This is a genomic window from Sphingomonas sp. FARSPH (genome assembly GCF_003355005.1).
GTDB lineage: Bacteria > Pseudomonadota > Alphaproteobacteria > Sphingomonadales > Sphingomonadaceae > Sphingomonas.
Window position 1 is genome coordinate 465061 of record NZ_CP029985.1, and the last position, 21996, is coordinate 487056.

Here is a 21996-nt window from a genome sequence, read left to right on the forward strand (position 1 = left end):
CGTGCTCAATTCGTTTGAGAAATCGGCATGGCGAGATGCCGTTCTTGTGGGTCTCGGCGCATTCGCGGTCTGCGCGAGGCCGACCTTAGCGATGGCGCAGTCCGCGCCGATTGCACGTCCAGCCGCCGTCGTTCCCTATGCCGCCCATATCGCCGAGGCGGCGCAGTGGTTCGGCATTCCCGAACGCTGGATTCGTGCCGTGCTGCGCGCCGAGAGTGCGGGCGATGCGCGTGCAATTTCCCCGGCGGGGGCGATGGGACTGATGCAGGTCATGCCCGACACCTGGGCGACGTTGCGTATCCGCTATCGGCTCGGCCGCGACCCTCATGACGCGCGCGACAACATCATGGCGGGCGCGGCCTATCTGCGCGAAATGTGGGATCGCTACGGCAATGTCACGGCGATGCTCGCCGCCTACAATGCCGGTCCCGGCCGCTATGACGACCATCGTTCGACGGGCCGCGCCTTGCCCGCCGAGACACGCGCCTATGTCGCCGCACTCGCACCTGTTCTCGGCAGTGCGCTGACACCTGAAACGACGGTCGAGAACACCGCACCGCCGCCCGATTGGCGCGAGGCCGCGATCTTCGTCGCGCGCTCGACCGACGCCCAGCCTGCCGTCATATCGTCATCCGGCGCGCAATCCGATGACGGTCGCGCAACCGTCCCGGTGCGTGCGCCCGTCGATCGGGAAGCACAAGGCGGCGGTATCTTCATTGCCCGAGCGAGGATCGGAAACACGCGATGATGGCGAGGCATTCGTGCGCGATGGGGTTCGTTCCGATGTGCCGGCAGGCGGGTGTTCGTCTGTCGGCATATGGGGTCGGAAGGGCAGAAAGGGACGAAGGAGCGGAGGGCAAGATAAAAGAAACCGGCACTCCGTTGGCTCGGTTTCGGGGCAAGCCCTTGTCTGCACACTGTTTTGGAGCGGTGCGAATGGCACCTTGTCCTTCGATCTGTAGTGCCGCGATGTCGCTCAACACCTTGGCGTTGTTACCTTTGGGCCGGCACCGTGGCCGCCAGATGGTCGATTGTCAGAGATTCCCGCCGGAGCCGCGCCCATGAGTGCCGATGACGAAATCCGCTTCCGGCCAAAGCCCGGCCGTGTCCGATCCGATGCGCCGAAACTGGGCAAGGCCAGGAGCTTCTTGACCCAGGCGAAGAAGATCGCCCGCCAGCAGAGCAACAGCCCGTCGCGGTCATCGTCGCCATCGTCGTCCCGGTCCAGATCGAAGCCGAGTACCACGGGCGGCAAGACCGCGCGGACGAGCGGCGGGCCGGGCTTGAAGCGCGGGCGCGGTGCGGCCTTCGTCCGGTCGCGCACCTTGTCGGGTGGCTGGCGTCACAGCGCGCAGGGAATGCGCCGCGTCATCGTCAAGACCCGCTATGTCCAGAGCGCCGGCAAGAACGGCAAGTCCGCCGCCCACCTGCGCTATATCCAGCGTGACGGCACCGCGCGCGACGGCGAGCGGGGCCAGCTCTATTCCGCCAACGAGGATCGCGCTGATGGTGATGCCTTCGTCGAGCGCGGCGCGGATGACCGTCACCAGTTCCGGTTTATCGTCTCGCCGGAGGACGGCGCGGACCTCACCGACCTGACCGCCCATACCCGCGACCTGATGCGCCAGGTCGAAGCCGATCTCGGCACGAAACTCGATTGGGTCGCGGTCAATCACCACAACACCGGCCATCCCCATGTGCATGTCATCGTCCGGGGCAAGGACGAGCTGGGCGCAGTTTTGGTCATCAACGGCGACTATCTCGCCAACGGCATCCGCGAGCGGGCGAGCGAGTTGGCAACGCTGGAGCTTGGCCCCGTCACCGAGATGGAGCAGAACCGCAAGCTGTCGGCCGAGATCGACCAAGACCGTTTCACCCGCATCGACCGCGCCATGGCCGAGGAAGCCGACGACCGCTTGCTCGACCTGCGCGACACGCCGGCCGATCCCAGGCGTCAGTTCGACCGGACTCTCCACCTGCGTCGTCTCGCCAGGCTGGAGACGATGGGCCTCGCCACCGAGCACGCGCCGGGCGTCTGGGAACTGAGCGAGCGGATGGAGCCGACCTTGCGCGAAATGGGCGAGCGCGGCGACATCATCCGCACCATGCACGGGGCGCTGAAGGCCGATGGCCTCGACCGAGACCCGGCGATCTTCCAGCTTCACGACACCGCGCCCGAAGTCCCGATCGTCGGCCGTGTCGTCGATAAGTATCTGACGGACGAGCTGGGCGAGACCCTGACCGTCGTGCTCGACGGAATCGACGGACGGACCCACCATGTTCCCGGCATAGACCCGGCCCGCGTCGAAGATGCGCGGATCGGCAGCATCATCGAGATCGGCCCGCCTGATACCAGGCAGCGGCCATCCGACCGCGCCATCGCAGCCATCGCCGAAGACGGCACGTATCGGCCGAGCCGCCATCTCGAACAGGCGAAGTTCGAGGGCCGCGTTCCGGGCGGCGACTATGAGGGCTTCGTCGATGCGCATGTTCGTCGGTTGGAGGCATTGCGCCGCGCCGGCATCGCCGAACAGATCGACCCCGACCGATGGCGCATCCCGCAGGACTTCGAGAACCGTGCCGCCGCCTATGACGCCGGCCGCAACCGGCAGGCCAGCGTGCGCGTCCTCTCCACCTTCGATCTCGAGAAGCAGATCGGCGCGGATGGCGCGACCTGGCTCGACCGCCGCCTCATATCGAGCGCGTCGCGGGACCTGTCGCCATCCGGCTTCGGTCAGCAGGTCGCCGAGGCGATGGACCGTCGCCGCGAACATCACATCGGCCGGGGCGACGCCGAGCGCCACTCGGATGGCCGCGTCTTCTATCGGCGCAATCTTCTCGGCACGTTGCGCGAGCGCGAAGTCGCCCGTGTCGGGGCGGAGATGGCGATGAGCAAGAACCTCCCGTTCCACACTGCGAGCGATGGCGAGAGGGTCAGCGGCAAGTTCACCGGGACCGCCCAGCTATCGAGCGGCAAGTTCGCCGTGGTCGAGCAGAGCCACGAGTTCACCCTTGTCCCCTGGCGGCCGGTCATCGACCGTCAGCTTGGCAAGGAGATCAGTGGCATCGCTCAGAGCGGTTCGGTGTCGTGGCAGCTGGGGCGGCAGCGAGGGGTTGGGCTTTAGCAGCGCGGATCGAACCGATGGCCGGCTCGCCGAACCGATGCCGCCCCGATCTTGGATTCATTCATGGCTTACTTACCTGTAGCGCCCAGGCGAGGTTCCCATGATGCGGCGGAAGGTCGTGCTAAACGCGGCTTCGGACTCATAGCCTACGGACGAGGCGATCATGCAAACACGCTCGTCAGTTCGCCGCAGTCGGTCAGCCGCCAATCTCATACGCCAATGGATGAGATAGTCGAGCGGTGTCTGGCCAACCACGTTGCGAAAGCGTTCGGCGAAACTGGTTCTCGACATGCCCGCCATATTGGCAAGTTCAGCGAGCGCCCACTTCCTGGCGGGATCAGCGTGCATCGCTCCGATAGCGCGCGCCAGCCGAGGGTCCGCCAACGCCCCAAGCCACCCCGGCGCTTTGATGCCTTCGGATGCGAGCCACAGGCGAAGCACCTGCAACAGCATGATTTGCGACAGATGCTCTGCCATCAGCGCGCCGCCCGGCGGCCGCGCTTTGAGTTCGCCAGCGAGTTGTTCCAGCGCCCAGCGTAGCACGGCGGCTTGAGCCGATGCGTCGTGAACGTGCAGGATCGTCGGCAGAGCATTGAACAGCAATGCAGTATGATCGCCGTCAAAGGAAAACCTTCCACCGATCAGGAAGAAATCTCCGCCTCCGTTACACGTTGCGATGCCATCGACCGCACGGTCGTAGATCGAAGGGGAATCTATTGCTGGCAGCGAAAGATCGGTTGCAAATTGGAAAGGACGGCCTCGCGTCAGGAGAAAGCAGTCGCCGGCCTCGATCCTCTGCGGCTCCGATTCTCCCTCGACCTGCACCCAACAAGATCCACGCATGACCGCGTTGAACTTGATGCCCTCATGCGGAGGAAAGCGGATGGCCCAATCGCCACCCGCGTCGAGGCCGGCGCTGATCGCGCTCTTCGGTCGCAAGAGGGAAAGAACATCGGAAAGAGGGTCCAAGAGAAGCAATTCCGAACGATAGAGAAGATATTTCGTATCTTACAGCATGGATCGTCCACTTTCCAGTGTCCATCTTTTCCTGAACGTCAGAGACGACAGGAGATTCGCATGACCAATCATCAAAAGCCGATCGGCTCCGGCTTCGGAGCAAGAACAACTGCGAGCGAAGTGCTCGCCGGTTTCGATCTATCCGGCAAAAGTGCGATTGTTACCGGCGGTCATTCCGGCCTGGGCCTCGAAGCTGTCAAAGCGTTAGCCGCAGCCGGCGCGAGGGTGATTGTCGCGTCGCGTAATCCGGCAATGGCCACCAACTCCACCGCCAGCATTCCAAACGTCAGCGTCGAGCAACTGGACCTCTCAGACCTGCACAGCATTCGCACCTTTGCCGACCGCATCCTTGCGGCAGGCATCCATATCGACATGCTCATCAACAATGCGGGTGTCATGGCTTGCCCGGAAAAGCGCATCGGGCCGGGCTGGGAGTCGCAATTCGCAATCAACCATATCGGCCATTTCGCGTTGACCACATGGATGTGGTCCGCGCTTGAAGGCGGTGCGCGCGTCGTATCGGTGTCGTCCGCCGGCCATCACAATTCTCCGATCCGCTGGAACGACATTCATTTCGAGCGCGGTTACGACAAATGGCTCGCCTACGGCCAATCGAAGACAGCCAACGCGCTCTTTGCCGTCCACCTTGACCGTTCTGGCCACGAGGCGGGCATCCGCGCCTTCTCGCTGCATCCGGGCAAAATTTTTACCCCGCTGCAACGGCATCTGTCGCAGGCGGAAATGGTCGAAGCCGGCTGGCTGGATAGGGACGGCGCTCCGGCGGACCCGACGTTCAAAACACCGGAACAGGGGGCGGCAACGGCGGTATGGGCCGCAACGTCGCCCATGCTTGCCGAACTTGGCGGCTTGTATTGCGAAGACTGCGATGTGGCCTTGCGTGCCGAAACGACCGACGAGCCATTCGTTGGTGTTCGCTCCTATGCAACCGATCCCGACGAAGCCGAACGGCTCTGGAAATATTCGGTCGCGGCCGTGGCGAATATTCCGCCCATGGCAACCGTCCGATGACGGAGGGCGGATAGCGATGCGGCGGCGGTGGCATTCTGCACCAATGATTGATCGCGAATCGGGACAGCCGACTCGACTAGGTGCGCGTATCCCTCTCGTGTCGCTTATCCAAACCCTCGCCGTCGCGGAGCACCTGAACTTTCATCATGCCGCCCATGCTCTCGGCATTAGCCAGTCAGGGATCAGCGCTCGTATCCGGGCGCTGGAGGTGGAACTTGGTGTCCTGCTTTTCGAGCGCAACACGCGCGGCGTCCGGCTGACGGAAGCCGGACGCCTTTTTGTCGAACAGGTCGCGGCGGGGATCGAACAGCTCGACCATGCCGTGAAGATCGCCGGCATGACGGCGGCGGGAGAATGCGGTCGCCTGCGCATCGGCGTCCATGGCCTGATCGCGGGCAGCTTTCTCGACAACCTGTTGGCCGACTATCGTAGAAATCATCCCGGCATCGCCATCGAGATGACCGAAGCCACCGCGCGCGATGCGGTCGTGCAGGTTCGAGCGTGCAGGATTGACGTGGCATTCGTCGTCGGCGCGTTCGAGCTGCCCGACTGCCACTCACGGCCGATCTGGACGGAGGCGTTGATGGCGGCTCTGCCGGTCGATCACCGGCTTGCGGATCAACCTAGCCTGACGTGGGACGATCTCGCTGCCGAACAATTCCTCGTCCGTCGAGGCGGCACCGGGCCGCAAGTCCACGACCATATCGTGCTGCGCCTAGCTGGCCGATGGTCGCAACCCGCGATCCGGCGTTTCGAGGTCGAGCGCGGGACATTGCTATCTATGGTCGCGCAGGGCTTCGGGGTCACTCTTGTCGGCAAGGCGAGTGGATTGTTCCCTACAGCCGGCATCGTATTGCTGCCAATCACGGACGAGCCGGGGCCGATCGTCTTCTCGGCGGTATGGTCGCCGCACAACCGAAGCGTCGCACTCCAAAATCTTTTCGCGCTGGCGAGCGAGATGAGCCCGGCGACGCAAGCCGCATAGGCATCGACGCGGGGGCAAACCATCCTATTCGCCGCCGATAGCAGCCGGCAGCCCTCTCGGCTCATGTTGGCCGTTGCCAGTCCCAAATTCGCCCATTCTCTGATCGGCTCCGACATTTTTGCCGATTGGAGCCTGTATGCGCGGGGGCCGAATACTTTGGGGTCAGATTGCCGTCGTCTTCGCTATCGCCGTGGTGGCGATCTGGGCGGCGACGCAATGGACGGCATGGCGGCTCGGGTTTCAGCCGCAGCTCGGTCATCCGTGGTTCGAGCTGGCCGGCTGGCCGATCTACCATCCGCCCGTCTTCTTCTGGTGGTGGTTTTCCTACGACGCCTATGCGCCAGCGATCTTTACCGAGGGCGCGATGATCGCAGCGTCCGGCGGGTTCATCGCGATCGTCGCAGCCATCGCCATGTCGATCATCCGCGCGCGCGAAACCGGCAACGTCGCGACCTATGGTTCGGCGCGCTGGGCCGACGACAAGGAAATCCGCGCCGCCGGCCTGCTCGATCCCGATGGCGTCGTGCTCGGCCGCTACGAGCGCGACTATCTCCGGCATGACGGTCCCGAGCATGTGTTGTGCTTTGCGCCGACCCGATCGGGCAAGGGTGTCGGCCTCGTCGTGCCGACGCTGCTGACTTGGCCGGGATCGGCGATCGTCCATGACATCAAGGGTGAAAACTGGACGCTGACGGCGGGCTTCCGCGCCAGGCACGGCCGCGTCCTGTTGTTCGATCCGACCAACGCCGGATCGTCCGCCTACAATCCGCTGCTGGAGGTGCGGCAAGGCGAATGGGAAGTCCGCGACGTGCAGAACATCGCGGACATTCTCGTCGATCCCGAAGGTAGCCTCGACAAGCGCAACCATTGGGAAAAGACGAGCCATAGCCTGCTCGTCGGCGCGATCCTGCACGTCCTCTATGCCGAGCCGGACAAGACGCTGGCGGGTGTCGCCAACTTCCTGTCCGATCCACGCCGCCCGGTCGAGGCGACCTTGCGAGCCATGATGGACACGCCGCATCTGGGCGATGCCGGCGTGCATCCAGTCATCGCCTCGTCGGCCCGCGAACTGCTGAACAAATCCGACAACGAACGCTCCGGCGTGCTGTCCACCGCCATGTCTTTCCTGGGACTGTATCGCGATCCCGTCGTGGCCCGTGTCACGGCAAGATGCGATTGGCGCATTGCCGATCTCGTCGGCGGCAAGGAGCCGGTCAGCCTATACCTCGTCGTGCCGCCGTCCGACATCAACCGGACCAAGCCGCTGATACGCCTGATCCTCAACCAGATCGGCCGCCGGCTGACCGAGGAACTGAAAACCTCCGGTAAGCGTCATCGCCTGCTGCTGATGCTCGACGAGTTTCCGGCGCTCGGCCGGCTGGATTTCTTCGAGTCCGCTCTGGCCTTCATGGCGGGCTATGGCCTGAAATCGTTCCTCATCGCGCAGAGCCTCAACCAGATCGAACGGGCCTATGGGCCGAACAACGCCATTCTCGACAACTGCCATGTGCGCGTCAGCTTCGCCACGAACGACGAGCGCACGGCCAAGCGCGTGTCGGACGCGCTCGGCACGGCGACGGAAATGCGCGATTCCACCAACTATGCCGGTCATCGGCTGTCGCCGTGGCTGGGGCATCTCATGGTGTCGCGGCAGGAGACGGCGCGGCCGTTGCTGACGCCGGGCGAGATCATGCAGCTCCCGCCGACCGACGAAATCGTCATGGTCGCCGGCACACCGCCGATCCGCGCCACCAAGGCCCGCTATTTCGAGGACGCGCGCTTGCAGGAGCGTATCCTGACCCCGCCGAAACTGGCGGCGGCTGCAACCGTCCCATCCGATGATTGGACCGGTCGCGTCGCCATGGCGGGGAACAACACGCCTCCGGCGACTGCCGACGACATGGGCGGCGATCCCGCCAATGCCGGCATCCGCCGCGAGCCGGACTTGCCCGAGCATGAGGAAATCGTCGCGCCGCCGCCATCGCCCGCTCAGGAGTTCGACCTTCTCGACGACGAACCCGACGTTGACGCCGCGAAGGCGAAGGCCATGCGCGCTCGAATACGGGTGGTGGCGCGGCAAGCGTCGCTCGACCCCGGCGACGGCATCGAGCTTTGAGGGGGACGCCGATGACGACGCGCACCCGCATGAACGTCTATTTCGACCCGGCCTTGCTGAAACAGGTCGAGGCACTGGCGCTCCGACGCAACGTCTCGAAATCCGCGATCGTGGAAGCGGCCGTCGCGTCTTTCCTTTCGGGCGATACGACCGAGCGGCTGGAGGCGGCCATGTCGCGCCGTCTCGACAAGTTCGGCCGACAGATCGACGGGCTGGACGAAGACTTGGCCGTGCTCGGGGAAGCCATCTCGCTCTTCGTTCATTTCTGGCTGACCACCACGCCGCCGGTGCCGGAGTCTGGAAAGGCCGCCGCCCGCGCCATGGGCAATGAACGCTACAAGGGATACATGCAGACGCTCGGCAGGCGATTGGCGGCCGGCGACAGGTTTCTCAGAGAACTGTCGCGCGATGTCCGACCGCTCGAAGCCGGTTTCGAAACAGACGAAGAGCCGAATGGCGATCCCGGCTGAAGGTTCAACCCGTCCTATTCGCTGCCGATAGCCGCCGTTCCCCGCACGGCGTTGGATACTTGTTGAACCGGCCTGATTTCAGGCTCTTTTAATCGACCCCGATCCGGGGATCGTTTGTCGCGCGCCCCGAAAAAGCGGGGCCGCCATGACCACATCACACCAGAAACCGGAAGCGATCCAGCGGGGCGCGCGGATGCTGCGCACCGCGCTCGGCCCCGCCATCGCCCGCTTTCTCGAAGACCCGGCCGTCGTCGAGGTGATGCTGAACCCGGACGGGCGCATCTGGATCGACCGCCTCTCAGAAGGGTTGGCCGATACCGGCGAGATGCTGTCGCCTGCCGACGGCGAACGCATCGTCCGCCTGGTCGCGCACCATGTCGGTGCTGAGGTTCATGCACGGTCGCCGCGTGTTTCCGCCGAACTGCCCGAGACCGGCGAGCGGTTCGAGGGGCTGTTGCCGCCCGTCGTCGCGGCACCCGCCTTCGCCATCCGCAAACCCGCCGTCGCGGTGTTCACGCTCGACGATTACGTCGCCGCCGGGATCATGTCGGCCGAACAGGTGGACATCCTGCGCCGCGCCGTTGCTGACCGCGCCAACATCCTCGTTGCAGGCGGCACCTCGACCGGCAAGACCACGCTGACCAACGCGCTGCTCGCCGAGGTGGCGCACACGTCGGATCGCGTCGTCATCATCGAGGATACGCGCGAGCTGCAATGCGCCGCGCCGAACCTCGTCGCCATGCGGACCAAGGAAGGCGTAGCGACGCTCTCCGATCTGGTCCGCTCGTCGCTTCGCCTGCGCCCCGATCGCATCCCGATCGGCGAGGTGCGCGGCAGCGAAGCCCTCGACCTGCTGAAAGCCTGGGGCACCGGCCATCCCGGCGGCATCGGCACCATCCACGCCGGCAGCGGCATCGGCGCGCTGCGCCGCCTCGAACAGCTCATCCAGGAAGCCGTCGTCACCGTCCCGCGCGCCCTGATCGCCGAGACCATCGACCTCGTGGCGGTGCTCGCCGGTCGCGGTGCCGCGCGCCGACTCACCGAACTCGCCCGCGTCGAAGGTCTCGGCCCGGACGGGGACTACCGCGTCATTCCAGCCACCCCCAACAGCACAGGAGACCCATCATGATCCGTAACCTAACGCGCGCGCGCCGCCATGCCGCGTCTGCTGTCGCACTCGTCACCATCAACGTCGTGATGGTCCCGGCCGCCCATGCCTCCGGCTCGTCGATGCCGTGGGAAGCGCCGCTTCAGAAAATCCTCGAATCGATCGAAGGCCCGGTCGCCAAGATCGTCGCCGTCATCATCATCATCATCGCCACCGGCCTGGCGCTCGCCTTCGGTGACACGTCGGGCGGTTTTCGCAAGCTGATCCAGATCGTGTTCGGCCTGTCGATCGCCTTCGCCGCGTCGAGCTTCTTCCTGTCGTTCTTCTCGTTCGGCGGCGGGGCGCTAGTCTGATGGCGGTCGCCTTCGAGCAACTGGACGTGCCGGGCTTCAACGTGCCTGTCCACCGCGCACTGACCGAGCATATCCTGCTCGGCGGCGCGCCGCGCTCCATCGCGATCCTCAACGGGACGCTGGCCGGAGCCGTCGGCCTCGGCCTGCGCCTCTGGCTGGTCGGCCTCGTCATCTGGGCGATCGGCCATGTCGCGGCGGTCTGGGCGGCGAAGCGCGATCCGCAATTCGTCGAGGTCGGGCGGCGGCATCTGCGCGTCCCCGGTCATCTGTCGGTTTGAGGGGCGCGGCCATGATGAACCTCTCAGAATATCGCCGCACCGCCACGCGCCTTGCCGACTTCCTACCTTGGGCCGCTCTGGTCGGCCCCGGCATCGTCGTGAACAAGGACGGTTCGTTCCAGCGCACCGCGACGTTTCGTGGTCCCGATCTCGATAGCGCCGTCGCGGCCGAGCTGGTCGCCGTTGCCGGCCGCATCAACAACGCCTTCCGCCGTCTCGGCTCCGGCTGGAGCATCTTCGTCGAGGCGCAGCGCAGCGAAGCTGACACCTATCCCGCGAGCCAGTTCCCCGATCCGGCATCCGGTCTGGTGGACGAAGAGCGCAAGGCCGCGTTCGAGGAAGCGGGCACGCATTTCGTGTCGGGTTACTTCCTGACCTTCCTCTATCTGCCGCCGGCCGAGGACGCCGCCCGCGCCGAGACCTGGCTGTACGAGGGCCGCGAACGGAACGGCGTCGATCCCCATGAGGTGGTGCGCGGTTTCATCGACCGCACCGACCGCGTGCTGGCGCTGCTCGACGGCTTCATGCCGGAATGCCGCTGGCTGGATGATCCCGAGACGCTGACCTATCTCCACTCGACGGTATCGACCAACCGGCATCGCGTTCGCGTCCCCGAGACGCCCGTATATCTCGACGCGCTGCTCACCGACCAGCCGCTGACCGGCGGGCTGGAGCCGCGCCTGGGCGACCGGCATCTGCGCGTCCTCACCATCATCGGCTTCCCGACCGCGACGACACCGGGCCTGCTCGACGATTTGAACCGGCTGGCCTTTCCGTATCGCTGGAGCACGCGCGCGATCCTGCTCGACAAGACGGACGCCACCAAGCTGCTCACGAAGATCAGGCGGCAATGGTTCGCCAAGCGCAAGTCCATCGCGGCGATCCTGAAGGAGGTGATGACCAACGAGGCATCGGCGCTGGTCGATACGGATGCCGCCAACAAGGCCGCCGACGCCGACATGGCGTTGCAGGAGCTGGGGGCCGACGCGGCGGGCATGGCCTATGTCACCGCGACGATCGTGGTGTGGGATGCCGATCCCCGCATCGCCGACGAGAAGCTGCGCCTCGCCGAAAAGGTCATCCAGGGCCGCGACTTCACCGCGATGGTCGAGACGGTCAACGCGGTGGACGCCTGGCTCGGCAGTCTGCCCGGCCATGCCTATGCGAATGTCCGGCAACCGCCCATCAGCACGCTCAACCTCGCCCACATGATCCCGCTGTCGGCGGTGTGGGCGGGGCCGGAACGGGACGAGCAATTCGACGCGCCGCCCTTGCTCTACGGCAAGACCGAAGGCTCGACCCCGTTCCGGTTTTCCCTTCACGTCGGGGATGTCGGCCACACGCTCGTCGTCGGCCCGACCGGCGCGGGCAAGTCGGTGCTGCTGGCGCTCATGGCCTTGCAGTTCCGCCGCTACGACCAAGCCCAAGTCTTCGCCTTCGATTTCGGCGGCAGTATCCGCGCCGCCGCGCTCGCCATGGGCGGCGACTGGCACGACCTGGGCGGCGGGCTGACCGAGGGCGACGAGTTCTCCGTCTCGCTCCAGCCGCTCGCGCGGATCGACGACACGTTCGAACGCGCCTGGGCGGCCGATTGGCTGGTGGCGATCCTGATGCGCGAGGGTATCGCGATCACGCCGGAGGTGAAGGAATATCTCTGGACGGCGCTGACGTCGCTCAGCACCGCGCCGGTCGGGGAACGCACCATCACCGGCCTGTCGGTGCTGCTGCAATCCAACGACCTGAAACAAGCCCTTCGACCCTATTGCGTCGGCGGTCCCTATGGCCGCCTGCTCGACGCCGAGACCGAGCATTTGGGCGCGGCTGGCGTGCAGGCGTTCGAGATCGAGGGGCTGGTCGGCACCGGGGCCGCGCCCGCCGCGCTGGCCTATCTGTTCCATCGCATCGGCGACCGGCTGGACGGACGGCCGACCTTGCTCATCATCGACGAGGGCTGGCTGGCGCTCGACGATGAGGGGTTCGCCGACCAGCTCCGCGAATGGCTGAAGACGCTGCGCAAGAAGAACGCCAGCGTCATCTTCGCCACGCAGTCGCTGTCCGACATCGACAATTCGCCGATCGCGCCGGCCATCATCGAAAGCTGCCCGACGCGGCTGCTCTTGCCTAACGAACGTGCGATCGAGCCGCAGATCACCGCCATCTATCGCCGCTTCGGCCTCAACGACCGGCAGATCGAAATTCTCGCAAGGGCAACCCCGAAGCGCGACTATTACTGCCAGTCGCGGCGCGGCAATCGCCTGTTCGAGCTGGGCCTGTCCGAAATCGGCCTCGCGCTCTGCGCCGCATCCTCCAAATCCGACCAGACACGCATCGCGCAGATCGTCGCCGAGCACGGCCGCGACGGCTTTCTCGCCGCCTGGCTTCGCGCCCGTGATGTCGGCTGGGCGGTCGATCTTCTCCCGACCTTTCCGACGCCCATTCCCCAACCCGAACAGGAGTCCCGCTCATGATCCTTCGCCGTTTCCGCTCGCGCGCCGTGTTCACGGCCGCGTCACTGCTCGCCGTGCCGCTGGCCCTGTCGCCGATCGTCACCACGCCGGCCTACGCCATCATCGTGTTCGACCCGTCGAACTATGCACAGAACGTCCTCCAGGCTGCCCGCGCGCTCCAGCAGATCAATCAGCAGATCACCTCGCTCCAGAACGAGGCGCAGATGCTCATCAACCAGGCGCGCAATCTGGCGAGCCTGCCGATTTCGTCGCTCCAACAAATCCAGCAGTCGGTGCAGCGCACCCAGCAACTTCTCAGTCAGGCGCAGAACATCGCCTACAATGTCCAGCAAATCGACCAGGCGTTCCAGACCAAATACGGCAACGTCTCGCTGTCGGCTACCGACCGCCAGCTCGTGCAGGACGCGCGAAGCCGCTGGCAGAACACGGTCGGCGGCTTGCAGGATGCGATGAAGGTGCAGGCCACCGTCGTCGGCAATATCGACACCAACCGCACCGAGATGTCGCGGCTGGTCGGGGCGAGCCAGGGCGCAACCGGCGCGCTCCAGGCGACGCAGGCCGGCAACCAGCTTCTCGCGCTCCAGGCCCAGCAGCTCGCCGACCTTACCGCCGTCGTCGCCGCCAATGGCCGGGCGCAGGCACTGCGGGACGCCGAGCAGGCGACGGCCGCCGAACAGGGCCAAGAACAGCGCCGCCGCTTCCTGACGCCGGGCGCGGGCTACACGCCCGGCAACGCGCAGATGTTCAACGGCCACTGATCGCGGAGCATCACCATGGATAGCAAGATGCTGGCCCGCCTCGGCGCGATCGTGTTCGTCGCCATCGCGATCACGGCGACCGCGATCGAACTGACCCGCAAGGAGGACGCGCCGGCATCGTCGCCCTCGCGTGCGCTCCAATCCGACTCCGATCCGCTGCGCGAACGCCAGCGCCGGTGCCAGCAACTCGGGGAAGCGGCCGCGAGCGACGCGGAATGCCTGCGCGTCTGGGCCGAAACCCGCGACCGCTTCCTGCGCCGCTCGACCATGCCGGAAGGGAGATAGGCCATGGGCGGCGCTGGCGTCATCGACACGTTTCTCGGCACCTTCACCCGCTATATCGACACCGGGTTCGGCCTGCTCGGCGGTGAGGTCGGCTTCATCGCGACCACGCTCATCGTCATCGACGTGACGCTCGCCGCGCTGTTCTGGTCCTGGGCCGGCGACGACGACATCATCGCCCGGCTGGTGAAGAAGACGCTGTTCGTCGGCGTCTTCGCCTATCTCATCGGCAACTGGAACAACCTGGCGAAGATCGTATTCGACAGCTTCGCCGGGTTAGGGCTGAAGGCGAGCGGCACCGGCTTCACGGCCGCCGACCTGATGCGCCCCGGCAAGGTCGCGCAAACCGGCCTCGACGCCGCCCGGCCGCTGCTCGACGCGATCTCCCCGCTGATGGGCTGGATCTCGGTGTTCGAGAATCTGATTCAGATCGTGTGCCTGCTCTTCGCCTGGGCGCTGGTCATCCTCGCCTTCTTCGTGCTCGCCATCCAGCTCTTCGTGACGCTGATCGAGTTCAAGCTCGCGACGCTCGCCGGCTTCGTGCTGATCCCCTTCGGTCTGTTCGGCAAGACCGCCTTCATGGCCGAGCGCGTGCTCGGCAACGTCATTTCCAGCGGCGTCAAGGTTCTGGTGCTGGCCGTCATCGTCGGCATCGGCTCGACGCTGTTCAGCCAGTTCACGCAAGGATTCGGCGGCCAGACACCCACCATCGACGATGCCATGGCGATCGTGCTCGCCGCGCTGTCGCTGGTCGGTCTCGGCATCTTCGGCCCTGGCATCGCATCCGGTCTCGTCTCGGGCGGCCCGCAGCTCGGCGCGGGCGCGGCGGTCGGCACCGGGCTTGCCGCTGGCGGCATGGTGATGGCGGGGGCCGGCGCGGTCGGACTTGCCGCAAGAGGGGGAGCCGCCGTGCTGTCGGGCGGGGCCGCCGCCGTGCGCGGCGGCGCGACCGCAGCGGGCGCGGCTTCCGCTGCCTACAGTCTCGGCTCGCTCGGCCAGTCCGGCGCGTCCGGTATGGCGTCCGGCCTTGCAGGCGTCGGCCGTGCGGCCGGCAACGCGGCATCCTCACCGCTTCGCAAAGCCGTCGATAGCGTCAAATCCAGCTTCGCCGATGGCGCAAAGGCCGGTTTCGGTGCGTCGGGCGGTTCCTCGACCGCCGGCAGCGTCGGCGGCGCGGGCGAAGCCGCGCCTGCATCTGCACAATCATCCGACACGCCGCCCGCATGGGCGCAGCGGATGCGTCAGGGCGGGAACACTCTCCACGCCGTCCAGACCGCCGCCCACGCCGTCCGCTCCGGCGACGGCCACGGCTCCGGTTCTTCCGTCAATCTTTCCGAAAGCGACCGCTTATGACCCTCTTCAAACGACCCGCCGTGCATTACGGCAAGACCCCCGAACCCGAGACACCTTATCAGCGCGCCGCCCAGGTCTGGGACGAACGTATCGGCTCGGCCCGCGTCCAGGCGAAGAACTGGCGTATCATGGCCTTCGGCTCGCTGGCCCTCTCGGCGAGCTTCGCCGGGGCGTTGGTCTATCAGTCCGCGCGCGGGACGGTCGTTCCGTGGGTGGTGCAGGTGGACAAGCTCGGCCAAGCGCAGGCCGTGGCTCCGGCCACGGCCGGTTTCCGCCCGACCGATCCGCAGATCGCATGGCATCTCGGCCGCTTCATCGAACAGGTCAGGAGCATTCCAGCCGATCCGATCATCGTGCGGCAGAACTGGCTTCGCGCCTATGACTGGACGACCGATCGGGGTGCTGCGGCGCTCAACGACTATGCCCGCACCAACGACCCGTTCACGAAGGTCGGCAAGCAACAGATCGCCGTCGAAGTATCGAGCGTCATCCGCGCATCGCCGGACAGCTTCCGCGTCGCCTGGATCGAGCGCCGCTACGAGAACGGCCAGCTTTCCGCGACCGAACGGTGGTCCGCGATCCTGACCATCGTCGTACAGCCGCCGCGTGATGCCGAACGGCTCAAGGCCAATCCGCTCGGCATCTACGTCAACGCCATCTCATGGTCGCGGGAGATCGGCCAATGAGAGCGATCCCCCATAGCGCCGCGATTGCCGCCGCCATGCTTTCCGCAACCACGCTCGCCGGCTGCGCGACCATGGAGAAGCCCCCGGCGATCGCCTATGACGCCAGCGTCCCGCCTTTGCCGGCGATCCCGGCAGCCGTTACCGACGACCGGCCGAAGCCCGTGCTGATCCCGCCCGCCTGGACCGTGGCGCGCGGGGGTACCGCCGCCAGCACGCCGACCGCGCGTGTCGAGAATGCCAACATGGCCGCCCGCGTCGAGCCGCGCCGCGACGGCTATTACAACGCCATCCAGATTTATCCGTGGAGCGAAGGCGCGCTCTATCAGGTCTATGCCGCGCCCGGCCAGATCACCGACATCGCGCTCGAACCGGGCGAGAGCCTGACCGGCGCGGGACCGATCGCGGCCGGCGACACCGCCCGCTGGATCATCGGCGACACGGAATCCGGCTCGGGCGTCACGCGGCGCGTCCATATCCTCGTGAAGCCGAGCCGGCCGGACATCACCACCAATCTCGTCGTCACGACCGATCGACGCATCTACATGCTCGAACTGCGATCGGGCGAGAAACCCTATATGCCGGCCGTCGCCTGGTCCTATCCGCCGCCGCCCGCCGGTCAGCGCCAGAGCGTGCCGACAACGCCCGTCATTCCGCCTGCGTCCGCGCGCAACTATCGCTACGCACTGACCGGCACCGGCAATCCGCCGTGGAAGCCCGTCGCGGTCTATGACGATGGCCGCCACGTCTATGTCGAGTTCCCGGCCGGCATCGTCCAGGGCGAGATGCCGCCGCTCTTCGTCATTGGCCCGGCTGGCGAAGCCCAGATCGCCAATAGCCGCATCTACCGACACATCCTGATCGTCGACCGCCTGTTCGGCGCGGCCGAACTGCGTCTCGGCAGCGGCGACCGCCAGCAGACCGTCGGGATCGTCCGCACGGACGGGAGACCGCAATCATGAGCGACACCGAAACCAGCACCAACGCCGCGCCGATGCGGCTTCGCGCCGCGCCGCCGCGCGTCACCCGCCTGTCGCGCAAGGTGCTCGCCAGCACCGCCGCCGTGGCGCTCGTCGGCATCGGCGGGGCGCTGATCTATGCGCTCCAGACGCATGGCACCGGGCCGCAAAGCGAAGAACTCTACTCGACGACAAACCGTCAGTCCGCTGATGGCCTCGCCGGGCTGCCGAAGGACTATACCGGGCCGGTGCTCGGCCCACCGCTGCCCGGCGATCTCGGTCGTCCGATCCTCGATGTGCAGAACGTCGGCAAGCCCGTGGTCGCACCGGCCATCGCCACTCCCGCGCCCGGCATCAGCGAAGCCGAACAGCGCCGCCGTGCCGAGGAAGAAGCCGCGCGCACCAGCACCGTGTTCTTCCAGACGCGGGGCGGGCCAGCCACGACGCCCGGAAGCAATGCCACGCCGGGAATGCCGGGCCTCGACATGGCGGCGCAAGCGGGACGGGCAACGGCACAGGACAAGCAACTCGCGTTCCTCAACGCCGCCGCCGACCGCCGCACCGTGACGCCGGATCGCGTTACGCCGCCGGCATCGCCCTTCGTCCTTCAAGCCGGGGCCGTCATTCCCGCCGCGCTCATCACCGGCATCCGTTCCGATCTTCCCGGCCAAATCACCGCGCAGGTGACGGAGAACGTCTACGACAGCCCGACCGGGCGAATCCTGCTCGTGCCCCAGGGCGCGCGGCTCGTCGGCCAGTATGACAACGCCGTCCAGTTCGGCCAGCGCCGCGTCCTGCTCGTCTGGAACCGGCTCATCATGCCGAACGGCCGATCCATAGTGCTCGAACGCCAGCCCGGCGCGGACGGCCAGGGCTATGCCGGGCTGGAGGATGGCGTCGATTATCACTGGTGGGATTTGGCGAAGGCCGCCGGCCTTTCGACCCTGCTCTCGATCGGCTCCGAACTCGCCGTCGATGACCAGGACCGGCTGCTTCGCGCCATCCGCAACGGCGGGCAGGACACCATCAACGACGCCGGCCAGCAGATCGTTCGCCGTCAGCTCAACGTCGCGCCGACGTTGACCATCCGGCCGGGCTTCCCCGTCCGCGTCATCGTCACCCGCGACCTCGTGCTCGAACCCTACAGGAACTGACCATGACCAAGCTGAAACTCGGCCCGATCGCCGACGACAAGCCCGTGAAGATCGCGGTGGAGCTGCCGGCGACGCTTCACCGCGATCTCGCCGCCTATGCCGCCGTGCTGGCCCGCGAGACGGGTCAGCCTGCCGCCGATCCCGTGAAGCTCATCGTGCCGATGCTCGAACGCTTCATCGCCACAGATCGCGGTTTCGCGAAAGCGCGGCGATCGGCCATCTGACCCCATCGCGGCACCCCGATCGTGCGGGGTGCCGCGACCGCATGAGCGCGAATGCGGCACGCTACAGGCCGCCGACTGCACTCCATGGTTCGCTTAATTCCGGGCTGTCCATTGCCCGGAATCCAGCCGCGAACCACGGAGGATTCCATGCCCGCGCAACGACGACGCCCCGTGAGGGGACGGCCCCGCCATCTAGCGCCAAGGGCGCTCCCCGACGACCTTTACGACTATAACGACGGCCCAGCGCAGCAAAGGCGCAACCCTTCGCCGGACGCATTGGACATCGAGAAGCTACCCGTCTTCGACGATTGGCCTGAGCACGTCCCGGTCACGGTAGCGGAGGTCGATATTTTCGAACGCTATTTCGGCGACGTTCTCGATCGGCTCTTCCACCCGATCGCTGCACCGCAAGTCGGTGAACCTGCCTTGCATACGTTACCATCTGATGGTAACTAAAAGTCGTGAGTGAGGATCGTGACCAGAGCCTCGACATGGTTCTGGACCTCGACGGCCAAATGCTCGTCGTCGATCCCAAGGGCGGCCATTGGGTGAAGTTCATCGTCACCCGCGTTCCGGCGTCGCCGGAAAAGCCGTACGGCCTCGACTACTCGCTCACGCTTCATGGGCCTTCGGGCGAACGGCTGGTCGGTTTCGATAACGCCCATCCGGTCGGCCGGGGCAGGCGCGGCGAGCCTATGGATCATCGCCACCGCCTCCAGACCGTGAAGCCTTATGCCTGGGCGGACGCGGCCACGTTGCTGGCCGACTTCTGGCAGGCGGTGGACTTGGGTAGCGAAGGAGCGGGGCGTGTTATGACCACGTTGAAAGTCGGGATCGCCGACTATGAGGAAATGAAGGCCCGCACGATGCGGATCGCCAGGGGCGAGGAAAAGCCCGCACCGGACGATCCCAAGGTATGGTTCACCTCGACCGAATCCTTCGCGCAAATCCTGTCCAGCGGAAACCGCGAACTGCTGCGCGTCATCCACGACCAGGCTCCCACCTCGCTGGAGGAACTGTCGCAGATCACCGGACGGACGAAGCCCAGCCTGTCGCGCACCCTCAAGACCATGGCGACCTATGGGCTTGTCCGCATGGAGCCGGGCCAGGGCCGAAAGCTCGTGCCAAAGGTACTGCATGACCGCGTGACGCTGGAATTGCCGCTGCTGCATCGTAGCGAAGCGAAGGGAGGCCACGCATGAACGTTCAGAACCCGAACGTCGCGCAGCGCGCCGCTCTCTATCTCCGCGTCTCGACCACGCGACAGGCCGAGCATGACGTGTCGATCCCCGATCAGCGCAAGCAGGGCGAAACCTATTGCGCCTCGCGCGGCTACCAGCTCGTCGAAACCTTCGTGGAGGCTGGCGCGTCCGCCACCAACGATCGTCGCCCTGAGTTTCAGCGAATGATCGAGGCCGGCACGTCCAAGCCCGCGCCGTTCGATGTCGTCGTCGTCCACTCGTTCAGCCGCTTCTTCCGCGATCATTTCGAACTGGAGTTCTACGTCCGCAAATTGGCGAAGAACGGCGTCAAGCTCGTCTCGATCACGCAGGAGATGGGCGACGATCCGATGCACGTCATGATGCGCCAGATCATGGCTCTGTTCGACGAGTATCAGTCGAAGGAGAACGCCAAGCACGTCCTGCGCGCCATGAACGAGAACGCCCGTCAGGGCTTCTGGAACGGCGCGCGGCCACCCATCGGCTATCGCATCGTTGCGGCCGAACAGCGTGGATCGAAGACCAAGAAGAAGCTGGAGATCGACCCGCTGCACGCGGAGACGGTCAGGCTCATCTACCGCCTCTTCCTCGAAGGAGACGGAACCTCCGGCCCGAAGGGCGTCAAGGCCATCGCGACCTATCTCAACGAGCGCCGCATGTTCACCCGCGACGGTGGGAAATGGGGGCTGGCGCAAATCCACGCGATCCTGACCCGCACGACCTATATCGGCGAGCACCGCTTCAACACGCGCTCGCACAAAGACCGCGAAAAGAAGCCGGAGAGTGAAGTGGCGGTCATGGCCGTGCCGCCGCTGATCGAGCGGGAGACGTTCGACGCCGTCCAGGCCCGTCTCAAATCGCGCAATCCGATGGTGGTGCCGGCACGGGTATCGAGCGGCCCGACGCTGCTCACCGGCATCTGCTTCTGCGCGAAGTGCGGCGGCGCGATGACCCTGCGCACCGGCAAGGGCAATGGCGGGCAGTATACCTATTACACCTGCTCGACCAAGGCGCGGCAGGGCAAGACGGGCTGCGAAGGACGTTCGATCCGAATGGACAAGCTCAACCATCTGGTCGCGGGCCATCTCGAAGAGCGCCTTCTCCAACCGAAGCGGCTGGAGACGATCCTGTCGAGCCTTCTCGACCGCCGGCAGGAACGGGCGGAGCGCCGACGCGAGCACTTGGCAGAGCTGAACCGGCGAATCACGGAAACCGATCAGCGCCTCAACCGGCTCTACGACGCGATCGAATCAGGCGTCGCAGCCTTGGACGACGTGGGGCTGAAAGACCGGATCGCCAATCTGAAGGCGATCCGCGACCAGGCCACGGCCGATGCCGAGCGGATACGGATGACACTCGACGGCTCGGGCGATCGGGCCGTGACGCCGGAGATGATCGACGCCCTTTCGGAGACGGCACGCAGGAGCTTGCGGATCGAAGGAGGCGGCTATCGGCGGGATCACCTGCGCGCCTTCGCCCAGCGTGTTGAAGTCGCCGATGACGAGGTTCGGATCATGGGGAGGAAATCGGACCTGCTTCAAACCCTCGTCGCCGCTTCGAGCGGGGAAACGGCGGCGTTTGCGGTTCGCAGTTCTGTACTGAAATGGCGCACCCGACAGGATTCGAACCTGTGGCCTCTGCCTTCGGAGGGCAGCGCTCTATCCAGCTGAGCTACGGGTGCCTAGGAGCGCCCGCCTAGCAAAGGCGGATCGCGCGCGCCAGCCCTGATTAGCGGCCTCGATCAGCGGGGGGCGGCCGCCGCGGACGCCTTGACCCTGGGCGGCGGCGTCTTGGGCTTGAACGCGCATAGATCGGCGACCGGGCAGCGCCAGCATTCGGGCGTGCGCGCCTTGCAGATGTAGCGGCCGTGCAGGATCAGCCAGTGGTGCGCGTGCAGGCGAAACGGCTGCGGCGTCGCCTTGTCGAGCTTGAGCTCGACCGCGAGTGGCGTCTTGCCGCGGGCAAGGCCGGTGCGGTTGCCGACGCGGAAGATATGCGTGTCGACCGCAAAGGTCTCCGCGCCGAACGCGACGTTGAGAACGACGTTCGCCGTCTTGCGCCCGACGCCCGGCAGCGCCTCCAGCGCCGCGCGATCGGCGGGCACCGCGCCGCCGTGGTTCGCGATCAGCGCTTCGGACAAAGCGATGACATTCTTCGCCTTGGTGTTGAACAGCCCGATCGTCTTGATGTGCTGCTTCAACGCCTCCTCGCCCAATGCGACCATCTGAGCGGGCGTCTTCACCTGTTCGAACAGGCGCCGCGTCGCCTTGTTGACGCCGACATCGGTCGCCTGTGCCGACAAGGCGACCGCGACGAGCAATTGATAAGGATTGCCCGATTCGAGTTCCGTCTCGGGATGCGGATTCGCTTCGGCGAGGCGGCGGTAGAATTCGAAGACATCGGCCTTCTTCACG

Annotated in this window: 21 protein-coding genes, 1 tRNA gene and 1 pseudogene; 19 read left to right on the top strand and 4 right to left on the bottom strand. The window is 65.9% G+C overall.

Features of this window, described 5'->3' with window-relative positions; genetic code table 11:
- Nucleotides 1-91 precede the first annotated feature (91 nt).
- Nucleotides 92-748, top strand: coding sequence for a lytic transglycosylase domain-containing protein (locus DM480_RS02315; protein ID WP_115377370.1), 657 nt, complete (start codon nucleotides 92-94; stop codon nucleotides 746-748).
- A gap of 1255 nt (nucleotides 749-2003) precedes the next feature.
- Nucleotides 2004-3125, top strand: coding sequence for a DUF3363 domain-containing protein (locus DM480_RS18845; RefSeq protein ID WP_405053249.1), 1122 nt, complete (start codon nucleotides 2004-2006; stop codon nucleotides 3123-3125).
- A gap of 72 nt (nucleotides 3126-3197) precedes the next feature.
- Here DM480_RS18845 and DM480_RS02325 read toward each other — a convergent pair whose 3' ends face one another.
- Entirely contained in the window at nucleotides 3198-4094 is an 897-nt protein-coding gene (locus DM480_RS02325; protein ID WP_115380702.1) for an AraC family transcriptional regulator, read from the bottom strand.
- 108 nt (nucleotides 4095-4202) lie between these two features.
- On the opposite strand from DM480_RS02325, the gene DM480_RS02330 reads away from it, so the two are divergent.
- From DM480_RS02330 to DM480_RS18400, 17 genes and pseudogenes are all read left to right on the top strand, one after another.
- Nucleotides 4203-5171: an SDR family NAD(P)-dependent oxidoreductase gene (locus tag DM480_RS02330; RefSeq protein WP_115377372.1), complete on the top strand. Its 969-nt coding sequence runs from the start codon at nucleotides 4203-4205 to the stop codon at nucleotides 5169-5171.
- A 43-nt stretch (nucleotides 5172-5214) separates the two neighbouring features.
- Complete coding sequence (locus tag DM480_RS02335; RefSeq protein WP_115377373.1) at nucleotides 5215-6156, top strand: LysR family transcriptional regulator; 942 nt, start codon at nucleotides 5215-5217, stop codon at nucleotides 6154-6156.
- Between the two features lie 136 nt (nucleotides 6157-6292).
- Nucleotides 6293-8272, top strand: a complete 1980-nt coding sequence (locus DM480_RS02340; RefSeq protein ID WP_115377374.1) for a conjugal transfer protein TraG — start codon at nucleotides 6293-6295, stop codon at nucleotides 8270-8272.
- An 11-nt stretch (nucleotides 8273-8283) separates the two neighbouring features.
- Nucleotides 8284-8742 carry a CopG family transcriptional regulator gene (locus tag DM480_RS02345; protein ID WP_115377375.1) on the top strand — a complete coding sequence of 153 codons (459 nt, stop codon included), beginning with the start codon at nucleotides 8284-8286 and terminating at the stop codon, nucleotides 8740-8742.
- Nucleotides 8743-8887: 145 nt separating this feature from the next.
- Nucleotides 8888-9871, top strand: a complete 984-nt coding sequence (gene trbB / locus DM480_RS02350; RefSeq protein ID WP_115377376.1) for a P-type conjugative transfer ATPase TrbB — start codon at nucleotides 8888-8890, stop codon at nucleotides 9869-9871.
- A complete protein-coding gene (locus tag DM480_RS02355; RefSeq protein ID WP_115377377.1) occupies nucleotides 9868-10203 on the top strand; it encodes a TrbC/VirB2 family protein in 336 nt (111 codons plus the stop codon). The genes trbB and DM480_RS02355 overlap by 4 nt, the downstream gene beginning before the upstream one ends.
- On the top strand, nucleotides 10203-10481 hold the full coding sequence (locus DM480_RS02360; RefSeq protein ID WP_115377378.1) for a VirB3 family type IV secretion system protein: 279 nt from the start codon (nucleotides 10203-10205) through the stop codon (nucleotides 10479-10481). The genes DM480_RS02355 and DM480_RS02360 overlap by 1 nt, the downstream gene beginning before the upstream one ends.
- Before the next feature lie 11 nt (nucleotides 10482-10492).
- Nucleotides 10493-12949, top strand: a complete 2457-nt coding sequence (trbE, locus tag DM480_RS02365) for a conjugal transfer protein TrbE (protein ID WP_115377379.1) — start codon at nucleotides 10493-10495, stop codon at nucleotides 12947-12949.
- On the top strand, nucleotides 12946-13707 hold the full coding sequence (gene trbJ / locus DM480_RS02370) for a P-type conjugative transfer protein TrbJ (protein WP_198665879.1): 762 nt from the start codon (nucleotides 12946-12948) through the stop codon (nucleotides 13705-13707). Before trbE ends, trbJ begins: the two co-directional genes overlap by 4 nt.
- A 27-nt stretch (nucleotides 13708-13734) precedes the next feature.
- Entirely contained in the window at nucleotides 13735-13992 is a 258-nt protein-coding gene (gene trbK-alt / locus DM480_RS02375) for a putative entry exclusion protein TrbK-alt (RefSeq protein ID WP_443026399.1), read from the top strand.
- A gap of 3 nt (nucleotides 13993-13995) precedes the next feature.
- Nucleotides 13996-15342 carry a P-type conjugative transfer protein TrbL gene (gene trbL, locus DM480_RS02380; protein ID WP_115377381.1) on the top strand — a complete coding sequence of 449 codons (1347 nt, stop codon included), beginning with the start codon at nucleotides 13996-13998 and terminating at the stop codon, nucleotides 15340-15342.
- Nucleotides 15339-16028, top strand: a complete 690-nt coding sequence (trbF, locus tag DM480_RS02385) for a conjugal transfer protein TrbF (RefSeq protein WP_115377382.1) — start codon at nucleotides 15339-15341, stop codon at nucleotides 16026-16028. Before trbL ends, trbF begins: the two co-directional genes overlap by 4 nt.
- Nucleotides 16025-16987, top strand: a complete 963-nt coding sequence (gene trbG / locus DM480_RS02390) for a P-type conjugative transfer protein TrbG (RefSeq protein WP_115377383.1) — start codon at nucleotides 16025-16027, stop codon at nucleotides 16985-16987. The genes trbF and trbG overlap by 4 nt, the downstream gene beginning before the upstream one ends.
- A complete protein-coding gene (locus DM480_RS02395) occupies nucleotides 16984-18138 on the top strand; it encodes a TrbI/VirB10 family protein (protein WP_115377384.1) in 1155 nt (384 codons plus the stop codon). Before trbG ends, DM480_RS02395 begins: the two co-directional genes overlap by 4 nt.
- A 2-nt stretch (nucleotides 18139-18140) precedes the next feature.
- Nucleotides 18141-18362 carry a DUF2274 domain-containing protein gene (locus tag DM480_RS02400; RefSeq protein ID WP_115377385.1) on the top strand — a complete coding sequence of 74 codons (222 nt, stop codon included), beginning with the start codon at nucleotides 18141-18143 and terminating at the stop codon, nucleotides 18360-18362.
- 491 nt (nucleotides 18363-18853) lie between these two features.
- On the top strand, nucleotides 18854-19564 hold the full coding sequence (locus DM480_RS18395; RefSeq protein WP_232834092.1) for an HVO_A0114 family putative DNA-binding protein: 711 nt from the start codon (nucleotides 18854-18856) through the stop codon (nucleotides 19562-19564).
- Nucleotides 19561-20610 (top strand): annotated as a pseudogene (locus DM480_RS18400) (recombinase family protein); the annotation flags it as partial. The gene DM480_RS18395 and the pseudogene DM480_RS18400, both read left to right, overlap by 4 nt.
- 222 nt (nucleotides 20611-20832) lie before the next feature.
- Here the strand turns inward: DM480_RS18400 and DM480_RS18405 are convergent.
- The 3 genes from DM480_RS18405 to nth all read right to left on the bottom strand — a co-directional run bounded on the left by DM480_RS18405 (nucleotide 20833) and on the right by nth (nucleotide 21995).
- Nucleotides 20833-21123, bottom strand: a complete 291-nt coding sequence (locus tag DM480_RS18405) for a hypothetical protein (RefSeq protein WP_232834093.1) — start codon at nucleotides 21121-21123, stop codon at nucleotides 20833-20835.
- A 63-nt stretch (nucleotides 21124-21186) separates the two neighbouring features.
- Nucleotides 21187-21263, bottom strand: a tRNA-Arg gene (locus DM480_RS02425).
- A 60-nt stretch (nucleotides 21264-21323) separates the two neighbouring features.
- Complete coding sequence (gene nth / locus DM480_RS02430) at nucleotides 21324-21995, bottom strand: endonuclease III (RefSeq protein ID WP_115377388.1); 672 nt, start codon at nucleotides 21993-21995, stop codon at nucleotides 21324-21326.
- Nucleotide 21996: the final 1 nt, after the last annotated feature.